This is a genomic window from Geobacillus sp. LYN3 (genome assembly GCF_003064505.1).
Taxonomy (GTDB): Bacteria; Bacillota; Bacilli; order Bacillales; family Anoxybacillaceae; genus Parageobacillus_B; species Parageobacillus_B toebii.
The window spans coordinates 2,468,231-2,487,294 of record NZ_QCWL01000001.1; the positions used below are offsets into that span (position 1 = coordinate 2,468,231).

Sequence of the window (19,064 nt, forward strand, 5' to 3'; positions counted from 1 at the left end):
AAAAAGTTATTCTGAAAAACTAAATAAAAAATCCTTTGTTTTGACCTTGTTAGGGTGCGAAATGTGAGATTTAATGAAATTTTCACGATATTTATGATGATAGTGCTAAATATCATTTCTTCTGAAAAAGCCGTTGTATTATAATGAACTTAGTAATTTATCCGTCTAGGAGTGATGGAATATGGAACAAACATTAAAAATTACAAACGTATTGGCAGATCCAACACGCTACCATATTTATGAATACATTACAAAAAAGCATAAGAAGGTATCTGTCCAAGAAATTGCAGAAGCGTTTAACATCCATCCAAATGTCGCCCGCCTTCATTTAACAAAGCTTGAGGATGTAAATATGATCGTTTCGGAAACACAAAAAACAGGAAAAGGAGGACGGCCGAGCCGGCTTTATCGTCTATCTGACAAAGTGATTCAACTTCATTTTCCATTTCGGGATTACCAACTTCTCTCAAAAATCGCCATTCAAACAATGGCAAAGCTTGGTGATGTTGGAAAGCAAGCGCTATATGAAACAGGAAAAAATTTCGGAAAAGAACTCGTTGCCCAGCGAATCCCTCATGACCAATCTGTGCAAGAATTAACGTTTGCGGAAAAAGCGGAAATCGTGAAAGAAGCAGCAGAAGCGGCGGGACTTTATCCAACGTTTGAATATAATGAAAAAGAAGGTAAAATATATTTACAAGTTTTCAATTGTCCATTTAAAGAAATTGCCTTTCAAGAACCAGAAATCATTTGCCAAATGCATTATGCATTTTTGCAAGGAATGTTTGAAGTTCTCTTTCCAAACGTTGAACTAGTCGAAATGGAAAACATGATAAAAGGCTGCGACTGTTGTTCATATCGGGCGAATTTAGTAAAGTAAGCGCTTATGCAGATTGATCATCGCTTTTCTGCCGAAATCGGCAGAAAAGCATTTTTATGACCACAGCGGTCCAGCTTGTTTTCAGTGTATCGACTTATTATTGAAAGCATTATTTACATTCTCATAAATTGTACATTATAATAATTAAAGATAGGGACTTGGTCATAAAAAGGAGGGATACATAATGGATCGAATGTTCCGCGTCTTAGCATTTTGGACCGGCATTTTTGCAGTCATGTTTTATCTTGGACATATGCATACGACCTCATTAATTTTCTTTGGTCAAACAGTGTTTTTCCTATTTCTCGGTTTTTTGAAATTGACGGAAAGAATGTACATTTATATTTTCGGAGCATACTTAACAATTTTCTTCGCTGCATTTACGTATTGGACAACATTTATGATGGTCCCTGGCATGGGAGAATAAGAAAAATGAGCGGGAGGATAATTTCTCCTGCTCATTTTTTGTGACCAATCAGGCAAATGATAAAAACTCTGGCTGTACCCATATATCATCCCAATGAATACGAACTCCTTTTTGTTGGATCATTACATGGAAATCCGTACTCATCCCTCCATCCATGATCAATGAACGAATCGCCCGATTTTGCCGGCTTTTTTCGGAAAATGGATTCGAGTCATTATGTTCTTCTAAATATAGCAATATTCCTGCAGCGAGCAAAAAGCGGTCTTGCCTTAGCATAGAAACATATTGCCATCCTGCTTGTTTGCCATACATTCGTAACGCATCCCACTGAATATGAGCAGTCAAATCCATTTCTCCAGGATACATAAGCGGATTTGTTATTAGATGATGGCGATAATACCCTCGCAAGCTTCCTTGCCGTCTTGCCGGCAATTGCAGCTCTTCATCCGTATAACCATAATCAATAGTAAACATCACGCAATGACGAAAAAATGGGGCTGTCTCCAAAAGAAATGTTTTCAGCGCAAGCGGCACTTCTAAACGTTGCCCGTCCGCTAAAGAAAGCTGTCTTTCGTGCAAATATTGAATAATATGTTCATTTTCTAACGGATATTTTTCCTCTACCAACTTGTGGTCATCAACAGTAACAAACAACTCATACACTGTTCCGTTCTCCTTTGTGATGACATGAACGGGAAAAGCATCAAAAAACTCGTTGCTAAAAACGATTCCCGAAAACGAGGATACATGCTGTTGGAATTCTTTTATATCTTTATATTGCTTCACTTTTTCAGCAACATCGCCAAGTGTTTCCAATTGTTTTACCCGATGGGCAGGACTTGTTTCAATCATCGTATATGTTAGCTGCCTGTATGTATTTGGACTTTTTGCTTTCCACTCGTTTAACACGGCACGAGCGAATCTGCCATCTCCACCCCCAAGTTCACAAATATGCGGCGGCACATTTTGCCTCTCTACTAGACGAAGAAAAAAAGAAGCAAACAGCTTGCCAAACACATCAGAAACATGGCTGTTTGTAAAAAAGTCCCCCTCTTTTCCTATTTTCGTTTTTTTGCGCATATAATAACCGCACCGTTCATCGTATAAAGTAAGTTGCATGTAATCTGCATACGATAATCGCCGCAGCTCCGAAGTTTTGATTGCTTCATAAATCGGGTTCACCACTCGCATATTTCCTTCTCCTATTTTTGTTTTCACTATTGACATAGTAAAAATACTGTTATATTGTTATAGATAGTAGCTTAACTATATCCCCTCCCATTATTATGGATAGAACATCCCCCAAAAACCCTTCTTCTTAAAGAAGGGTTTTTTGTTTTTAAAAAGCAAAACGTGCCGCTTTTGCAGTAGTTAAAGAGAATTCGACACGTTTGCTTTTTCATTCACCATCTTCTCCTCTTTTCCTATTGAAAAGTCAAAAATCTCCTCCCTTCAAAGAAAAGAAGGAGCGTTAAAATCCATGCAAAAATGGATTTGTATCCATTTCTGCTCCAATTGTCGTTTCGCGCCCATGCCCAGACAATACGACTGTTTCTTCCGGCAATGTAAGCAGCTTATTATGAATGCTGCGCAATAGCTGTTCATGATTTCCACCTGGTAAATCAGTGCGTCCAATGCTTCCTAGAAAAAGGACATCTCCCGAAAACACCGCTTCAATCTCTTTACAATAGTAAGAGATGCTTCCTGGAGAATGTCCAGGTGTTTCCAAAAGTTCAAAAGCAAAGTCTCCAATTTGCAATGTTTGTTCTCCTCGCAAACAAGTCGGTTCATGATGAACAACCACTTGACCGATGCCAAAATAAGCAGATCCGTTTAAAGCAGGATCAGTCAGCCACTCTTTTTCATTTTCATGAATATAAATTGGAAGCTCCCATTTCTTTCTCACTTCATTGATGCCGCCGATATGATCGAAATGTGCATGTGTCAGCAAAATCGCAAGTGGTGTTAATCCTTGTTCTTCAATATGGCGTACAATTTTATCCCCTTCGCCTCCCGGATCAAAAATAACACAAGTTCCATCATCATGCGATAAAATGTACGCATTTGCCTGAATCGGCCCGACTGGAATACGTTTCCATTCCATCATGATTCCTCCCTATAATTAGACATGATTACAATTGAAGGAAATCCATTGGAGAAGATAGCGGCAGATAAAGAAGCGGACCGTTTATCCACTTTTCCAGCTTCAACAAAAAAGCGCTTCGTACATTTACAAGTAAATTCCTATCGCATCATCATTTTTATTTTATCTTAACATTTATCGATTTGCCATTGGTTAGTGGATTCGCTTACATATTTTCAAAAGGCATGTTATAATGGTCATGTGATGATTCATATTTTCATCCTCGACAAATAAATAAAAAATGATTACAATGAAAAGGAATTAGTCGGTTTTCTACATAATCTTGTATACGGATTATTTCGAAAAGGAGGGGAAACATAATGGGTACAGTCATTATTTTTGCATTAGTTGCACTGTTAGCGCTTTACGGAGTTGTACGCTCATTGCGTGACAAAAATATACTCGGGGTTCTTTTCGGACTTGGGGCTGTTGCTGTATTTGGCTGGTTTACCATCATGACCGTATTGCACCATGGTATTCCAACAGGCACGCATTAAAACGCAAGAGGCATTTACAAGCCTCTTGCGTTTTTTATATGTTACGATTTTCCTCAAGCCATATACAGCGCTGCTAGAAAAATGCCAAGACTATCTTCATAAATCTCTGTAAACTGTTCAATTGGCAGCGGATTTACTCCTTCGCCTAATTCCACCGTATACCCTCTTCGCTTCCACGTTTGAATAAACCAATCGCGATATCCCGCATGGCTGTCAATATACTTTACTGCTTGATAACCGCTCGTTTTCGCAAATTCCTTTACCGTTTCTTCCGCCTCAGATGGCTCAAATCCTTCATATCCCCAGTATATCTCTTTTCCTTGCGTGTGAAACGCTAAAATCATGTCAAAATCACTTTCTTCCGCTAATGCAGCCATCGCCTTTGCCTCCGGTTCAGTAAGCGGTGCAAATCCCGGAAAATCACGGGGAGCAGGTGCTTTTGGAATTTTACGGGCTCGTTCGACTTCCCATTTCGCCGGAAATTGATTATTTAAATCAACGCCGCGAATGTTCGCTTTCCATTGTGAAAAGTCATCGGAGAATCCTCCATTCATTCGAATCACTTCGCTACGATACGGTTCTTGCTCAGGGGGACCGTGTAAAACGAGGTCGACGCCATCTGGATTCACCATCGGCACAACAGATAATGTCACTTTTTTATAATAATCAAGCATATGATGTCCTCGAAGCGGCTCACTGTTTGTCACTGCTAGCAAGTAATCGTTGAGAAACGTCATGATAATCGCCGTTGTAATCCATTCGTTCGCATGAAACGAACCGTTCAGATGAACGCGAATCGGCCCTTGACCAATTTTTATTTCGATTAATGGCAATCCGAGCACACTATATCCGATCGTTCTTGTTCGCGCGAATGGATAACAGCGGCAAAGTGCTTCAATATCTTGCTGTAGTGCGGAAAAATCATATGTTTTCTGCCCTTGAACAACGCGGGAAATCACTCTCTTTGGCAGCTGCACTGATCCGCTGATAATTTCAGGCGTTCCTTTCATCCGTTGCAATGCTTCTTCATGCACAGGGAAAAAACTAGCCAACTCTTCCCACGTATGAACGGTTTCATATCCTGGAATACGTACAACTTCACCTGGTTCTAGTTCATCCTTTTTTATATGTGGATTAGAGTCTGCCAACAATTCGTAAGGAACGGAAAACCATTTGCTATACATCGCTAGCGTATCACCTAGAGAAGCATATATATTCAAAGCGGTCTCTCCTTCCTAGATGTTCTACCTTCAACATATGAGCATATGGTGTAGAAAATGAAAAATAAAAAACGATTCATCGGCAGATGTCCTTTCGATGAATCGTTTACCTCTTGCATATTCACTTTGTAATCAAACAGACAGTGACATTTTTGCCAACCATGCACCGCCAATTACTCCCGCATCATTGCCAAGCGTCGCCAATACAATCGTGGCTCCCTCCGCGACACGCGGAAACGCAAAACGACGGAAATAAGTACTGACACGTTCTACTAATATATTACCTGCTTTTGACACACCGCCGCCAATAACGATTTTTTCCGGATTTGACACATTCGCTGCATTCGCCAATGCCAGTCCGAGGTAAAACATCACTTCATCCACAACCTCGAGCGCTAGTTCGTCATTCGCTCTCGCCGCGTCAAATACCGCTTTGGCAGTTACGGTTTCATCGCGAAGCAAAGTCGGTTTATCCCAATGTGATAATTTTTCTTTTGCGATTCTTACAATTCCCGTAGCAGAAGCAATCGTTTCCAAACAGCCGGTTTTACCGCAATTACACGGCGCACCGCCTTTTGGAAGCATTGTCATGTGGCCGATTTCTCCACCGGCACCGTTTACGCCGTGCACAATTTGACCATTGGCAATAACCCCACCTCCGACACCGGTACCAAGTGTGACGCAAATAAGGTCGCGCGCGCCACTTCCAGCTCCTTTCCACATTTCCCCGAGGGCGGCAATATTCGCATCATTGTCCACCGCTACAGGAAGGGATGTTTCTCGCTCAAGCCGATCTTTTAATGGGTAATTTTTCCACCCTAAATTCACCGCTTCATAAAGCATCCCTGTTTCCATATGCACCGGTCCCGGCGCGCCGATCCCAATGGCTAAAAGCCGATCTTTGCTTTCTCCAAGGTGATGTAACGTCTCCTCTAGCGATTGTGATATATGCTTTACAATGTTTTCCCCTTTGTTCGAAATATCGGTATCGATCTCCCATTTATGTACGATATCACCATCTGTTGTCACAAACGCCATTTTAGTCGTCGTTCCGCCTAAATCCACTCCAACAAGCCATTTTTCCGTCATGTTTCGTCATTCCTTTTCATTCGTTTTTCTCTTTCGAGTTGCGCCTCATGTCTTAATATAAAAAGCGCCATTTGATAATCTTTCACATCAATCAGCTGCGACTGGTATAGTTCTTTTAATTCTTCCTCCATCAGCTCTAAATCTGCTAAACGATCCCCTACATATATAATCGTTCCAAACTGTTTTAAAAGTTGCTGCACATCGTATACCGTTTTCATTGTTTCACCTGCACATTTTTTACTCAATATAAATGTATAAAGAAACGTCCATTTTCGTCAAGAAAGGAAAAAACTTGAACGCATCATGGACAATGGAAAACAAATTCATACATCTTTTCCCCTTTACGTGCATATATTGGTGACAAACTTGTCCGTGTAGGGGGCTATTATGAGAAAATTAGTTCCAATCACAATGATTATAGCAGCGTTTTTATGCATTATTTCATTGTTTCCATTTTCCTTCCATCGACCAACGAAAGAAACGATCATCTTTTTCCCGATTAATCCGCACGTAAAGTTTCATGATGCAAAAACAAAGCTTCAATTGCAGCCGCGAAAACGGGAAGGAAAGTATTCATTGCTTTGGTCAACATCGTCTTCATTAGACCGGAACGCTTACTTGCGTCAAGATATTTCCTTGCTTTTTGCAGATGGGCGTCTTGTTGATCGTCTGTCAAAATGGAAGAATAATGTCCAAACATTAGTGCAGGAAAAAAAAGTGACAGCAAAAGATAGCCATCTTTTTCAAACGATTTCTTTTCACCATGGAGAACTTCATGAAGGAAATGCAATAACAAGCATCCAAACAATGACAAGCGATTACTTGTACGTGATCGATTCTCCGTACAGCCCGCTTGCTTCCTTTCACCGTGCAACAACAAGGGATGAAAAAGAGTGGCAAAAAGTATTAAACAAAACGACAAACGAATTTCTTCAGCAGAAAGCACAATCGCTCTTATCTCACTTCTCTATAAACAGCCAACAATATTATTCATTCTATTTGCCTGATTTAATTATTTACAATGAACAACCTTTGCCTGACCTTTCTATGGAAAAAACGCAAGAAATACTTGGGAAACTTTGGGAAGGAATATATAAATCTTATTTTCTCGGCATAAAAAAAGAGGATGGATCCATCCTCTCGCCAATCGGCAGTACAATACCGCTTATTTTAATAAGCAAAGATTATTCCCACTTAATTGTTCTCACTGAGACAAAAGATGGAGAAAAAATTCAGCTGATCCAGCAAATTTCCAGTTAGAATCCGATATATAAACCTAAGGCGGCAGCGCTCACCGTCACTAGCAATGTTCGCACTTGCCGCTTCCAATCAAGATGGTTTGGCAAATGGACAATACCCGAAGCGAGAAATCCGCCAATTAATCCGCCAATATGCCCGGCATTATCAATTCCAGGCACCATTATCCCAAATAACAGGTTGATAATAATCAAACCGATAATATTGGTTCCGATCGTTTGGAAAAATAGATGCCGATATACAGTGCCAAAATAAAGAAGCGCTCCGAATAAACCAAAAATGGCGCCTGATGCTCCTGCGGAAAGAGAAGTAGTAAATAAAAAACTGCCCAGCGTCCCAAAAAACCCCGCAATAAGATAGATAAAGAAAAAGCGCCACGATCCGTAAAGACGTTCGACCGTCATACCCAAATAGTAAAGGGCGAACGTATTCATCAATAAATGCAAAAAGCCAATGTGCAAAAAAATCGGTGTAAAAAAGCGCCACCACTCCCCTTCTTGAATAAGGGGATTAAATTTTGCGCCATATTGGATCAAAACCGCCGGATTCGTGCTGCCTCCACTCCATTCCATTAACAGAAAGACGAGCACTTGCAATGCGATAAAAATATATGTAAAAACAGGCTTCCCGTATTCAAACAATCGTCTTTCTCTTTCATGCTGTTCTCTCGCTTCCCGTAAAATATCCTGCTTCAGCCGCTCCGCTTCAAAAAATGGATCAATATCATTCACTACTGTCGGAAGGACAATAGGTGTTTGGACAATTTCCGTTAACTGTTGCAATGACATATTTACGTTTCCGGAATGAATAAGAAATGTTCGAAAAACAGCATTTCGCTTTTGTGAAAGCGGCAGCGGCTTCTCGATAAGAAACTCCCAATCGTCAACAGGAGGGTATGTGGAAACATAAATATTGACAATTTCCCTGAATCTTCTTATCCGCCGTTTTTGAATTTGTTCGGCAATGCGCCAAGCATATTCCATATCCCGCTTCAACCATTGGCTCCAATCGATGTCATAACGCACAACCCGAACAATAGGAACGTGTTTATTTTCAAGCGACTCCAGCCAAATTTCATGTGAATGATTGGACATCTGAATTATACGATAACGCTGTTTTATAAAAAAATAAACAAGCTGCCAAAATAATAATTCCATTTTTCCATTCAAAGTCCCCTCTCCCTTCGTTCCACAAAATCAAACTCCCTATAATTCCTTTTGGCTACAAAACCATTGGAATGCACGAAACTATGACTTCGTTTCGAAAAAATATCGCAAAACAATGGGAAATGCAGCACGAAATGTCCGCACATAGCCAATATGTCTTGAGATTAAAACATCCCACTGTTTCATTGTACCACACTTATCGAAATACTTGAGAATTGATTGTATTGCGGACAAGCGGGATATTCATTGCAAAGCGTACAAGCCATTGTTGTAAAAGGCGAACACGCAATATAGTGTTCACAATCCGGTAGCGGCAGCGATACACCACTATACTACCTATAAACATCAACACGAAATAAACAAATTTGTTCATATTCTCTTTCTCCTTCCTTACCAAAATTCCTCTTTATTGTTTTTTCCCATTCGCTTGTAAATTATGAAATCACTATAAAATAGCAAAAAACGGACCATAAAATGGACCGTTTTTGATCATTTGCCAAGATAAATAACAAAAACATAAATAATCGTAGAACATGCAATCGATAAAACATTTACAACATCATTGTTTACAAAGCGGCTCCCTTTTATGTGCACGGTTTTTTGCCCGCAATGTTCCTTTCGTTCTGTTTTGAGACCGCATACCGGACATCGATAAACAGTCTGCCAAGCCGCGCCGAACAATGTATCAAAAAAACTGCCGAGCCATCCAAAAAACGCTACCGTCATAATGGAAATGTTGTCCCATTGAAAAGCACTTGCAAAGCCGATAAAAGCAGCTCCCAAAAAAGCGGCAATCGTACCTAATAACGTTACCGCGCCCGATGTTCCGACTTCCGCTTTTTTGAAATTCGGCAATAACCTCGGAGCTTGCCGGCTTAAACTGCCGATTTCCGATGCCCACGTATCCGCGTTTGCAGCGGCGATGGAAATAATAAAGAGGTTAAGCCAAAGCGGCGATGGATTCAAAATGGAAAGAAAACTGATCAGTGCGGGAACTCCCCCGTTTGCAAATACTTGTATATAGTCGCGACATTCTCCTTTTTCTACTTTCTCCATCAGTTGCTGTTTTCTCTTTTTGCCAATCTTACTCCAGATGCTAGAACTAACGAAAAATATACCTAATAATATCATTCCTTTCCAGGAAAACCCTTTTCCAACGATTGTTCCAACAAGCACTGCTGCTATTGCTCCGGAAATAGAAAGAGAACGAATAAACCAGCCGCCAATCGCCACAATAGCGGAAGCAAATACGTATAACCATTCATTCATTACATCTTATAACTCCTTCGTTTGTAATAATCAATTGAACAGGGATGTCATGTTCTTCTACAGGGAGAGAGTCCATCACTTGAAATGAATAAGCTAATGAAATCGTTGGAACGGATACATGCCGCAAATAGCGGTCATAATACCCCCCTCCATATCCAATGCGATAGCCATTTTTTGAAAAACATATTCCGGGAACGACCATTATATCCATATCATTTCCTTTGACTTCGTCCGTGATCTTTTCAATCGGCTCCCACAGGCCAAAATAAGCAGACTCTAATTGAGAAAAAGATTGAATTTTCCGAAATACCATCGTTTTGGTTGCCGGATCGCATTTCGGTACGCTCACCGTTTTGCCTTCACGCCATGCTCGTTCAATAATTGGTTTTGTGTCCACTTCTTTTTCCTTGGAAATAGTAATGCCGATTGTTTTTGCGCTTTTCCATAACGGAAGCCTATACAATCTATCCGCGATTTGTTTATCATATGCTTGTTTTTCTTCATCGGTTAATTGTTGCAATTTTGCTTTTATCATCTTGCGAATTTGCTTCTTTTCCTCCATCTCCTTTTCCTCCTTCACCGGCATCCATCCGCCTAGTAAATGAAACAGAAAAAGACAAAAAGCAGCAGGAATCAATTTCCTACTGCTTACTTCGTTTCACGATGAGGTACCGCCTTTTTGCATCTTGGGCAATATTTTTTTAATTCGAGACGGTCAGGATTATTGCGTTTATTTTTCGATGTAATATAGTTACGTTCACCGCATTCTGTGCAAGCTAGTGTAACGTTAACACGCATGTTTCTTCCCTCCAAACTATAATAACTTATAATCAGACTTTTCTATGATAGCATTTTTTTATGTCGATTTCCACATCTAATTTACGCTTTTTACAAATTATCAATTAAGTATTTATCGAAAAAACAAACCTATGATATAGTGAAATGGGGTGATGAGCATAATGGAATACATCATGATAGGCCTTATCGTCTTCTCTATTTTTCTTTTTTTTATTTCTTTTCTCGCAAAAGACAATATAAAACAAATGGAAGAACAGCTTGATCATCTTACACTATCATTCGCACAAGAATCATATCAATTGAAAAAACGATTGCAAGTATTAGAAGAAGAATTGTTAATTCATCATGAAAATCCGACGCACATCGCACCGGCTCATGACAGCGATCGATCCACTTTAACCAAAAATCGTGTATTTACGCTCTATAAGCAAGGTCTTTCTTATGAACAAATCGCCCGCGAAACCGCTCTTACAACAGAAGAAGTGCGCATGATTTTAAGGGGACTGGCACGATGATGACGAAGCAGACAATACGCGCGATTGCTCTTGGAATGTTATTTGCCACTTCCGTAATCGGCGCTGCTTACTACATGGAATTCGACACATTGACAGCGACAAAACTTCATGACGCACTGAAAAAAGAAGGGCTGATTGCAATCAGTGAATCAGAATATAAAAGGTTAAAAGAAGCAGCTAAACAGGATAATCCTGCTTCTGTTTCCGACCATCCACCTTCATCCAAAACCATATATGTTTACTTTCTTACGATTCAAAAAGGCGAAGTGCCAAACGACTTCGCACAAAAGTTAGAAGATGCTCATATTATTTCCGATGCTAACGCATTTGTAACCTATTTAGAAACACATGGGCTGACTCGCTACGTTCGCGCCGGCACTTACAAAGTACATAGCGGTATGAGTTACGAAGAAATAGGCGATCTAATCACGAACAAATCCAAATAAAAATGGGGTTACTCCCTAAAACAAGGGAATAACCCCATTTTCGATTTTTATCCAAATCGTCCTGTAATATAATCTTCTGTTCGTTTATCTCTCGGATTCGAAAACAATTGGTGCGTATCTCCAAATTCGATGACTTCCCCGTTTAGGAAAAATGCCGTTTTATCCGAAATACGCGCCGCTTGCTGCATATTATGTGTAACGATAATAATGCTATAGTTTTCTTTCAGCTGTTGCATCAATTCTTCAATTTTCGCCGTTGACACTGGGTCCAATGCGGAAGTAGGCTCATCCATCAAAATAACATCCGGCTCAACCGCTAAACAGCGAGCGATGCATAGCCGTTGTTGCTGTCCTCCCGAAAGCATATGCGCATGCTCATGAAGGCGATCTTTTACTTCATCCCAAAGCGCTGCGGCACGTAAACTTTTCTCGACAATGTCGTCTAACACGCTTTTATTTCGTATTCCATGAATGCGTGGACCGTAAGCAACATTATCATAAATGGATTTAGGGAACGGGTTTGGTTTTTGGAAAACCATTCCGACGCTCGCGCGCAATTCTTCAACATGGTAAGAACGATCAAAAATATTGCGGCCGCGATAGCTGATTTCCCCAGTAATGCGGACATTTGGCGATAATTCAATCATTCGGTTTAACGTTTTAATGTAAGTGGATTTGCCGCAACCAGATGGACCGATAATTGCCGTAATTTCGTTTTCATAAAAAGATAAGTTAATATTTTTTAAAGCGTGATGCTCTCCGTACCATACGTTTAGTTGGTTTGTATGATATACCATCTCCTTTTTCGCGGTTTCTCTTATATTCATATGAGGCCGTTCCATTATTACTGTTACACCCATAAATGTCTCCCCTTTTATTTTGCTATAAAAAGGTAAAACCCGCCTTTAATTCACTATCGTTTTCACTAAAAACGTTTCTATCGCTCACTTATTTTCACTAAGCCTCTAAACTTAGGATACACCGGAACTATTAACGGCATTTTAATTAAATGTTAAGCTTTTGTTAAGGAAAATTTAAAAAAAAGAAGGCACCATACGAAACAGTGCCTTCTTTTCCTATTCATTGTTGTTATTCATTTTCGTCCGTGTTTGTCTCTATATCTCCGCTTGTCGTATTGTTTGCAACATTTCCTTTTGCTCTCTCAGCCTTTAGCTTAAAATACGTATCTAAGATTCGTCTGCCGATTCTATTGTTAATGCCGTCGCTCTGTCCTTGCGTCGCCCAAGGAACGACAACAGCAAATGCAACTTCCGGATCGTTATAAGGAGCATATCCGACTAATGTCAAATTATATGTTGGATCATTTCGTCTGCTTTGGATCGGTCCGTCATAGAAAGCTTCCGCTGTTCCTGTTTTTCCGGCCGGCTTATATGGTGCATCGGCAAAAAACGCATACGCTGTTCCTTTCGGCTCCTGCATCACCCGGCGGAATCCTTCCTGCACCCGTTTAATATACTCCGTCTTCATATCGATCCGGTTCAATACAACCGGTTCAAAGTGTTGGACAATCGGCCCCAATTCCTTTGCGTTATCCGTCGGCTTGCGAATCTCTTTAACAATTTGCGGCTTCATCCGATAGCCGCCGTTGGCAATCGTTGATACATATTGCGCCATTTGCAGCGGGGTGTACATATCGTATTGGCCAATGGAAAGGTCTAGCAATAACCCGGCTCTCGTTTCTTTTCCCTGAAAACCGCTAAGCTCATTTGGCAAATCAATTCCTGTCTTCATTCCTAGCCCGAATTGGCTAAAATACTTGCGAATGGTCGTGAACGCTTCAGGATTAATGCTTAACGGCCGGTGTGGACGATACTTCCCGCCGCCGATGGCGATCACCGTTTTAAACATATATACGTTCGAGGAACGCTGCAGCGCGGTCAACTCATTGATCGTCCCCATCGTCTGCCACGATTTTTTAACGGGCGTGCCTTTGATATATAATGGTTCGTCATGGATGTAAGTATTTGGACGCAATACTCCTGTTTGAAAGCCCGTCAGCACCGTCGCACCCTTTACTGCCGATCCCATGGCATAAGCCGAGGTGATGTTGCCAATAGCAAAATCAACAAATTGCCTTTTTCCGCTTTCATCCTTTGCAAGCAGCTTTCCAGCCATGGATAAAACTTCTCCCGTTTTCGGGTCCATCATCACCACAAACGCCCGATCAAGCAAAGGGGAATTTCCCTTTCGCTTTGTAGCCATGATTTCTTCTTCAATGATGTTTTCCACTTGCTTCTGAAGTTCGATGTCGATCGTCAGTACAAGATCCTTCCCGCGCTCTCCGTCATATATTTGCTCTATCGAAGTCACATTGCCGGACTTGTCGACGACATTTTTGATTTTTGCCTTTTTGCCGTGCAATACACCTTCAAATTGCGCTTCAAGGTAGCTTTTCCCAACGCGTTCATTGCGGCTGTAGTCACGCGCCAAAAAATAGTCGAGCCGTTCGCGCGGAACTCCCTCATCATCTTTCGTCACATTGCCTAGTACAGAACGAAACGTATTGCCATACACATAATGTCGTTTCCAGTCAACCGTGGTATTTACCCCTGGAAGCTCCTCGAGGTGTTCGCTGACAACAGCGTACTCTCTATTCGTTACGCCCTCATTCTTCACCATTTGCGGAGTTAGCGCATATCCGCTGTCCATCTCATGTTTGATTGCGATAATTTCTAATTCTTTTTTTGTAATCTCGCGCAAATCATCTGGTGTAATTCGTTTTAATGTGAGCTCATATATTTTTTTATCGATTTCTTTTTGTGACAATCCTTGTTTTTCTAATCGTTCTCGTTCTTTTTTACTTACTTTTTTCTCTGCTTTTTCTTTTCGTGTTAAAATCCAATAATCTTTCATATCACGTTCCGTAACTTTGTCAACTGGTTTGTTGATATATTTAGCCAATTTGCGTGCAACTTCGAGCGTATCTTCCGGTTTCGTCGTTTTGGAACGCGTATATGTAATGGCATTTCTCGGAATATTATCCACAATGACGCGATGAAAACGGTCGTAAATTTTTCCGCGTGGCACTGGGGTGCTGACAATTTCATCCTCCGTACGCTCTGCCTCTTTCCGGTAATATTCCCCATAAACGATTTGTACGACACCAAGCCGTAAAATAAGTGCCGAAAACAGCAAAAACACAACAAAAAAAAGTATGTTCAATCGAAACGGCACTTGTGCTCTTTTTTTCTTTTTCAACTAGCCTCCTCCTCTTCTTTTAGCACTTACTTTTTATTGTAAAAGAAAGATGGCAACTTTTCTAGAAAAAAACCATGGGAAAAGAGGGCTGCCTACGCTGGAGAGCCCCCTTCTTCATTCGCCAACTTTGGTGAAATAAACGGATGCCTTTCTTCATTCGTTCCTCTGTCATCTAAATGAATATGTCGTACAAATAAATAAATGATGAAATGCCCTGCGCCAAGTATTAACATTAAAATCGATATTCCTGTTCTTTCGTCAAACAATGTAATCGCAGTTAAAAAAGCGAGAATGGATACGATACGCCCGCCGTTTAAAAACAACTCGCGGACAACGATATACTCAATTCGCATTTCTGCCGATTTCCAGCTTCTCCCTATCACATCAAACGTCAATGACGAATACGGAACGAGCAATAGAGGATAAGCGATGGCAATCGCAATCGCATATAAGATCAAGCGCGGATAGGAGACATGAAAAACGATAAGAAAAACAGCCCCATATAACAATAAGCCGCCACATAAAATCGCTTTTTTTCGATATTTCCGTTTCATCAACCTGGAAACAATATAGTAGGCAATAAATGATGTCAGCGAGTTCACGAAGCCAAATTTTCCTAATGCCATCTCACTTTTCGAAGTGATATACACTAATACGGAAATAACGAACATAAACGTTCCTTCGCGCAACCCTTGGAAAAAATGAGCGTTCGTAATCAACCGCCAATTTTTATTATAACGCCGTTCTTTTAAAATGCGAAGAAATAAATAATTTCCTTTCGCGGGGCGTCGTTTGAGAAAAAAACTGCAAATGACAGCAATAACAAACAATCCAAGTGAAATAGAAAAGATAAACGTATATCCTTTCGTATTTGCCAATGAAGAAATAATATATCCCGCAACGATCGGGCCAATCATTCCAGCCATAGAAGTAAGAATCCCGAAAAACCCGTTAAAAAAATCGCGAGTTTCCGGTTCGGTAATTTCAAATGTCAATACATTAAAAGCAAGCCAATAAAATCCATAGCCGATACCTAAAAGCGCACCCAGCACGATCAAGTAGTTATGGGCGCGACTTCCGGCAAGCAACACGGTAATAAAAAAAATCGCCAAAAACGATACGCCTAAACGCAATACAATAATGCGGTCCACTTTTTTGGCCAATTTTCCAGCGAAAATAAACGTCAGCGGCTGCAATGTAACAACGGACAAATTGTATAGCGCTAAATCACGAAACTCCCCAGACTGTTTCCATAAATACACATTGACAAACGTATTGGAAAGCGCAACACTCAATGCATAAAATCCGCCGATGCACAGCAGCAACACTAAGTCCCGAGTAATTTGTTCTTGACCAGTAATTTTTTTGATGATTGCCATGATAAACTCCCCTTTTTCGTCTAAAGGGTAGTGTTGCAAATTTTCGTTGTTCTATGCATCGGGGACGGAAAAAGCACTTATCCCTTGCAAAAACAAAAAAAACCGGGCTAAAAGCATCCTCTACTTTTAGCCCAGTCCGTACGCTTCAGCAGCTCATTATTTCGCTTTTGCTTCGCTGTAGCGTCTTGCTACTTCGTCCCAGTTGACAATGTTCCAGAATGCGGCAATGTATTCTGGACGACGGTTTTGATATTTTAAGTAATATGCATGCTCCCAAACGTCTAAACCAAGAATTGGCGTTTTTCCTTCCATTAATGGAGAGTCTTGGTTTGGAGTGCTTGTCACTTCAAGCTCACCGTTGTTGACAACAAGCCAAGCCCAACCAGAACCGAAGCGAGTCGCAGCCGCTTTTGTAAATTCTTCTTTAAACGCAGCAAAGCTACCAAATTTTTTGTTAATCGCATCTGCTAGTTCGCCTGTTGGCTCACCGCCGCCGTTTGGCGAAAGAATCGTCCAGAATAGAGAGTGGTTAGCATGTCCGCCGCCATTATTGCGAACTGCTGTGCGAATGCTTTCTGGAAGTGCTTCCAAATTGCTGAGCAGTTCCTCAATCGATTTGTTTTGTAAGTCCGCATGTCCTTCTAAAGCGGCATTTAAGTTTGTGACATAAGTGTTATGGTGTTTTGTGTGGTGAATGTTCATTGTTTCCTTGTCAATGTGTGGCTCTAACGCATCATAAGCATAAGGCAATTGCGGTAATTCGAAAGCCATATTAACTCCTCCTTTTTTGTTTTTATGTATCCGAACGCAAAATATAGTATAACCACTGTGCGTTCGTTTAAAATTAGCTTACCAAAATTGCCACAATGTTTCAATTTATTTGCTTGTAAACTTCAGCCGCTCGCTTAACACACTTTATACATTCCCTTAACAAAATATTAAAAATAATTAGTTACATTGGGGAATGATTAGATTCTATACGAACAAAGGAGCGTATAAAGAATGAAACGACAAAAGCTGACCTGGCCAAAGATATTCTCACTCCCATCTAAGAGAAACACCATACGTTTCACACCGTTTTCTTTAATCAGCAGCTGGAACTTACAGACCATCTTAGTATTTGTCATTGTTTTTATCACGTGCATCTCCTCTTCGATTATCGCTTATATCGGTTATGAAAAAAACAAGCAAGTCGCCATCCAATCCATAGAACAACAAATGCAACTGTCAACCGAGGTAATGATCGAAAAAATTTCTATGTTAAAATCTTCCGCAACCAATGAGGAATTTTATAAAAAACTATCTTATGCACTAACACTGAATCAGCGTAAGTTTAATACTCTTCATTTGCAACCGATGCAATTTATCATTACAAAAGAAAAAGGTGTTGAAAAGTTAGGGAATTTTCCTAGCCCATTACCGTCCTTGCCACGTTCTGTGATCAAGCAAATAGAAAAACAGAAGAAAGGAATTCTCCATTTTCGAGAATTGACTTTATCGTTTGCGCCTTCGATCGATTTAAACGGTCAAATCTATGTTTTAGCCCTTCAAAAAGAAGACTATTTGCAGTCCGTTTTTGAATATAGACGGGTTAGTATTCTCGTTTCATTGCTCACCATATTGTTCACAAGCTTTATTGGTTTTTTTATTATTCGCCGATTTACTCAACCGATTGCTTCGTTAAAGCAGGCGATGCATCAAGTAGGAAAAGGAAATTTACAAACAAGAGTTCAGCTGGCTTATTCTAGCAAAGATATCCGAGCATTGGCAGATGGATTTAACCAAATGGTTGACAGCCTTACTACACTAATTGAACATGTAGACGCAAGCTCGAAACATATCACAGCATCTTCGAAAACGTTGCGGCGCACCTCCTACGAAACGAAAAAAGCGTCAGAACAAATTGCCATCGCTATGCGCGAAGCAGCAATTGGCACAGAAAAACAAGCGAGTTCTTCCATAGCAATTTCGCAGTTTTTCCATGAAATCGCCAACGGAATGGAGCAGGCAGCTGCTTCCATCGCTGATGTAGAATCCTCAACAAGCAAAGCAAACGATCAAGCACACGCGGGAAATGAGCTGCTGGACCAAACAGTAAAGCAGATGAGTGTTGTACAAAAAACAGTAGGAGAAACGGCGGAAGCCATCTATATGTTAGGACAAAAATCAAACCGAATCGATCAAATCGTCTCCTTAATTAGCAATATCGCAGATCAAACCCATCTTCTTTCTCTCAATGCGGCGATCGAAGCAGCGCGTGCTGGGGAACATGGCAAAGGTTTTTCCGTAGTAGCAAATGAAATTAGAAAATTGGCTTCACAAACTAGCCAAGCTTCTAAACAAATTCAAACCATTATTAAAGAAATCCAGCAGGAAGTAGAACGAGCGGTACAATCAATGACCAATGGTTCGCAAGTGCTTGAACACGGAATGGAAATGGTCTATCAAACGGAAACTGCTTTTAAAGGAATCGTCCAAGCAGTAAACAACGTTTCGCAGCAGTCAAAAGAAGTGTCCGCCATTGTTCATGACGTCAGTGCACAAACAAAAAAAATGTCCATAAACATGGAAGAGATCGCTTCCATCGCCCAACAAATCGCTGGAAATATGGAACATGTTGCGGCCGTTACTCAGCGGCAAAGCGCTTCAATGGATGAGGTTTTACATGCTTCCCAATCGTTAACCGAACTCGTTGATCAATTAAATGGGCTTCTACAAATGTTTAAAGTATGACCACATTGGTCCTAGGAACCAAAACG

At 40.6% G+C, this 19,064-nt stretch carries 21 protein-coding genes; 7 read left to right on the top strand and 14 right to left on the bottom strand.

Annotated elements, in window-relative coordinates; translation table 11 throughout:
• The first annotated feature begins 181 nt into the window (after positions 1–181).
• Entirely contained in the window at positions 182–880 is a 699-nt protein-coding gene (locus DCC82_RS12950) for a helix-turn-helix transcriptional regulator (protein ID WP_062678740.1), read from the top strand.
• Positions 881–1,064: 184 nt separating this feature from the next.
• Complete coding sequence (locus tag DCC82_RS12955) at positions 1,065–1,307, top strand: DUF2626 family protein (RefSeq protein ID WP_008879854.1); 243 nt, start codon at positions 1,065–1,067, stop codon at positions 1,305–1,307.
• Positions 1,308–1,355: 48 nt separating this feature from the next.
• Here the strand turns inward: DCC82_RS12955 and DCC82_RS12960 are convergent, their stop codons facing one another.
• Together DCC82_RS12960 and DCC82_RS12965 are read right to left on the bottom strand one after the other, a co-directional pair.
• Complete coding sequence (locus DCC82_RS12960; protein WP_097354962.1) at positions 1,356–2,489, bottom strand: class I SAM-dependent methyltransferase; 1,134 nt, start codon at positions 2,487–2,489, stop codon at positions 1,356–1,358.
• A 289-nt stretch (positions 2,490–2,778) separates the two neighbouring features.
• Positions 2,779–3,411 carry an MBL fold metallo-hydrolase gene (locus DCC82_RS12965; RefSeq protein WP_097354746.1) on the bottom strand — a complete coding sequence of 211 codons (633 nt, stop codon included), beginning with the start codon at positions 3,409–3,411 and terminating at the stop codon, positions 2,779–2,781.
• A 359-nt stretch (positions 3,412–3,770) separates the two neighbouring features.
• On the opposite strand from DCC82_RS12965, the gene DCC82_RS12970 reads away from it, so the two are divergent.
• Positions 3,771–3,947: a DUF2759 domain-containing protein gene (locus DCC82_RS12970; RefSeq protein WP_015864488.1), complete on the top strand. Its 177-nt coding sequence runs from the start codon at positions 3,771–3,773 to the stop codon at positions 3,945–3,947.
• A gap of 53 nt (positions 3,948–4,000) precedes the next feature.
• Here the strand turns inward: DCC82_RS12970 and DCC82_RS12975 are convergent, their stop codons facing one another.
• From DCC82_RS12975 to DCC82_RS12985, 3 genes are all read right to left on the bottom strand, one after another.
• The gene (locus tag DCC82_RS12975) at positions 4,001–5,167 is read right to left on the bottom strand and encodes a M14 family metallopeptidase (RefSeq protein WP_015864489.1); all 1,167 of its coding nucleotides are present in this window, start codon (positions 5,165–5,167) and stop codon (positions 4,001–4,003) included.
• 132 nt (positions 5,168–5,299) lie between these two features.
• The gene (locus tag DCC82_RS12980) at positions 5,300–6,256 is read right to left on the bottom strand and encodes an ROK family glucokinase (protein ID WP_015864490.1); all 957 of its coding nucleotides are present in this window, start codon (positions 6,254–6,256) and stop codon (positions 5,300–5,302) included.
• The gene (locus tag DCC82_RS12985) at positions 6,253–6,474 is read right to left on the bottom strand and encodes a YqgQ family protein (protein ID WP_015864491.1); all 222 of its coding nucleotides are present in this window, start codon (positions 6,472–6,474) and stop codon (positions 6,253–6,255) included. Before DCC82_RS12985 ends, DCC82_RS12980 begins: the two co-directional genes overlap by 4 nt.
• A gap of 169 nt (positions 6,475–6,643) precedes the next feature.
• Here DCC82_RS12985 and DCC82_RS12990 point away from each other — a divergent pair, with 169 nt between their 5' ends.
• Complete coding sequence (locus DCC82_RS12990; protein WP_097354747.1) at positions 6,644–7,516, top strand: hypothetical protein; 873 nt, start codon at positions 6,644–6,646, stop codon at positions 7,514–7,516.
• Here DCC82_RS12990 and DCC82_RS12995 read toward each other — a convergent pair.
• The 5 genes from DCC82_RS12995 to rpmG form a co-directional block, all read right to left on the bottom strand.
• Positions 7,513–8,682, bottom strand: coding sequence for a rhomboid family intramembrane serine protease (locus DCC82_RS12995; RefSeq protein ID WP_097354748.1), 1,170 nt, complete (start codon positions 8,680–8,682; stop codon positions 7,513–7,515). The genes DCC82_RS12990 and DCC82_RS12995 overlap by 4 nt on opposite strands.
• 193 nt (positions 8,683–8,875) lie before the next feature.
• Entirely contained in the window at positions 8,876–9,052 is a 177-nt protein-coding gene (locus tag DCC82_RS17700) for a hypothetical protein (protein ID WP_162839698.1), read from the bottom strand.
• 116 nt (positions 9,053–9,168) lie between these two features.
• The gene (locus DCC82_RS13000) at positions 9,169–9,948 is read right to left on the bottom strand and encodes a DUF92 domain-containing protein (RefSeq protein WP_015864495.1); all 780 of its coding nucleotides are present in this window, start codon (positions 9,946–9,948) and stop codon (positions 9,169–9,171) included.
• Positions 9,941–10,510, bottom strand: a complete 570-nt coding sequence (locus DCC82_RS13005; protein WP_015864496.1) for a 5-formyltetrahydrofolate cyclo-ligase — start codon at positions 10,508–10,510, stop codon at positions 9,941–9,943. The genes DCC82_RS13000 and DCC82_RS13005 overlap by 8 nt, the downstream gene beginning before the upstream one ends.
• Positions 10,511–10,596: 86 nt before the next feature.
• On the bottom strand, positions 10,597–10,746 hold the full coding sequence (gene rpmG, locus DCC82_RS13010; protein WP_015864497.1) for a 50S ribosomal protein L33: 150 nt from the start codon (positions 10,744–10,746) through the stop codon (positions 10,597–10,599).
• A gap of 161 nt (positions 10,747–10,907) precedes the next feature.
• On the opposite strand from rpmG, the gene DCC82_RS13015 reads away from it, so the two are divergent.
• Together DCC82_RS13015 and DCC82_RS13020 are read left to right on the top strand one after the other, a co-directional pair.
• A complete protein-coding gene (locus DCC82_RS13015; protein ID WP_407719568.1) occupies positions 10,908–11,261 on the top strand; it encodes a hypothetical protein in 354 nt (117 codons plus the stop codon).
• Positions 11,258–11,707 carry an endolytic transglycosylase MltG gene (locus DCC82_RS13020; protein WP_015864499.1) on the top strand — a complete coding sequence of 150 codons (450 nt, stop codon included), beginning with the start codon at positions 11,258–11,260 and terminating at the stop codon, positions 11,705–11,707. The genes DCC82_RS13015 and DCC82_RS13020 overlap by 4 nt, the downstream gene beginning before the upstream one ends.
• Before the next feature lie 47 nt (positions 11,708–11,754).
• On the opposite strand, the gene pstB is transcribed toward DCC82_RS13020, so the two are convergent.
• The 4 genes from pstB to sodA all read right to left on the bottom strand — a co-directional run bounded on the left by pstB (position 11,755) and on the right by sodA (position 17,076).
• The gene (gene pstB, locus DCC82_RS13025; protein ID WP_062678747.1) at positions 11,755–12,567 is read right to left on the bottom strand and encodes a phosphate ABC transporter ATP-binding protein PstB; all 813 of its coding nucleotides are present in this window, start codon (positions 12,565–12,567) and stop codon (positions 11,755–11,757) included.
• 229 nt (positions 12,568–12,796) lie between these two features.
• Positions 12,797–14,926 (bottom strand): peptidoglycan D,D-transpeptidase FtsI family protein, encoded by a 2,130-nt coding sequence (locus tag DCC82_RS13030; protein WP_097354749.1) that lies wholly within the window; start codon positions 14,924–14,926, stop codon positions 12,797–12,799.
• Positions 14,927–15,018: 92 nt separating this feature from the next.
• Positions 15,019–16,305: an MFS transporter gene (locus DCC82_RS13035; protein WP_015864502.1), complete on the bottom strand. Its 1,287-nt coding sequence runs from the start codon at positions 16,303–16,305 to the stop codon at positions 15,019–15,021.
• A 156-nt stretch (positions 16,306–16,461) separates the two neighbouring features.
• Positions 16,462–17,076, bottom strand: a complete 615-nt coding sequence (gene sodA, locus DCC82_RS13040) for a superoxide dismutase SodA (protein WP_015864503.1) — start codon at positions 17,074–17,076, stop codon at positions 16,462–16,464.
• A 231-nt stretch (positions 17,077–17,307) separates the two neighbouring features.
• Between sodA and DCC82_RS13045 the strand changes: the two genes are divergently transcribed.
• Positions 17,308–19,038, top strand: a complete 1,731-nt coding sequence (locus tag DCC82_RS13045; protein ID WP_062678750.1) for a methyl-accepting chemotaxis protein — start codon at positions 17,308–17,310, stop codon at positions 19,036–19,038.
• The last annotated feature ends 26 nt before the right edge of the window (positions 19,039–19,064 follow it).

What these genes read in the sequence shown, in the direction of transcription:
- DCC82_RS13015 (WP_407719568.1), top strand. Translation starts at nt 10,908, where the DNA reads ATGGAATACATCATGATAGGCCTTATCGTCTTCTCTATTTTTCTTTTT.
- DCC82_RS13000 (WP_015864495.1), bottom strand. Translation starts at nt 9,948, where the DNA reads ATGAATGAATGGTTATACGTATTTGCTTCCGCTATTGTGGCGATTGGC.
- DCC82_RS13020 (WP_015864499.1), top strand. Translation starts at nt 11,258, where the DNA reads ATGATGACGAAGCAGACAATACGCGCGATTGCTCTTGGAATGTTATTT.
- rpmG (WP_015864497.1), bottom strand. Translation starts at nt 10,746, where the DNA reads ATGCGTGTTAACGTTACACTAGCTTGCACAGAATGCGGTGAACGTAAC.
- sodA (WP_015864503.1), bottom strand. Translation starts at nt 17,076, where the DNA reads ATGGCTTTCGAATTACCGCAATTGCCTTATGCTTATGATGCGTTAGAG.
- DCC82_RS12950 (WP_062678740.1), top strand. Translation starts at nt 182, where the DNA reads ATGGAACAAACATTAAAAATTACAAACGTATTGGCAGATCCAACACGC.
- DCC82_RS12970 (WP_015864488.1), top strand. Translation starts at nt 3,771, where the DNA reads ATGGGTACAGTCATTATTTTTGCATTAGTTGCACTGTTAGCGCTTTAC.
- DCC82_RS13045 (WP_062678750.1), top strand. Translation starts at nt 17,308, where the DNA reads ATGAAACGACAAAAGCTGACCTGGCCAAAGATATTCTCACTCCCATCT.
- DCC82_RS12985 (WP_015864491.1), bottom strand. Translation starts at nt 6,474, where the DNA reads ATGAAAACGGTATACGATGTGCAGCAACTTTTAAAACAGTTTGGAACG.
- DCC82_RS12990 (WP_097354747.1), top strand. Translation starts at nt 6,644, where the DNA reads ATGAGAAAATTAGTTCCAATCACAATGATTATAGCAGCGTTTTTATGC.
- DCC82_RS12965 (WP_097354746.1), bottom strand. Translation starts at nt 3,411, where the DNA reads ATGGAATGGAAACGTATTCCAGTCGGGCCGATTCAGGCAAATGCGTAC.
- DCC82_RS13005 (WP_015864496.1), bottom strand. Translation starts at nt 10,510, where the DNA reads ATGGAGGAAAAGAAGCAAATTCGCAAGATGATAAAAGCAAAATTGCAA.
- DCC82_RS12980 (WP_015864490.1), bottom strand. Translation starts at nt 6,256, where the DNA reads ATGACGGAAAAATGGCTTGTTGGAGTGGATTTAGGCGGAACGACGACT.
- pstB (WP_062678747.1), bottom strand. Translation starts at nt 12,567, where the DNA reads ATGGGTGTAACAGTAATAATGGAACGGCCTCATATGAATATAAGAGAA.
- DCC82_RS12955 (WP_008879854.1), top strand. Translation starts at nt 1,065, where the DNA reads ATGGATCGAATGTTCCGCGTCTTAGCATTTTGGACCGGCATTTTTGCA.
- DCC82_RS17700 (WP_162839698.1), bottom strand. Translation starts at nt 9,052, where the DNA reads ATGAACAAATTTGTTTATTTCGTGTTGATGTTTATAGGTAGTATAGTG.
- DCC82_RS13035 (WP_015864502.1), bottom strand. Translation starts at nt 16,305, where the DNA reads ATGGCAATCATCAAAAAAATTACTGGTCAAGAACAAATTACTCGGGAC.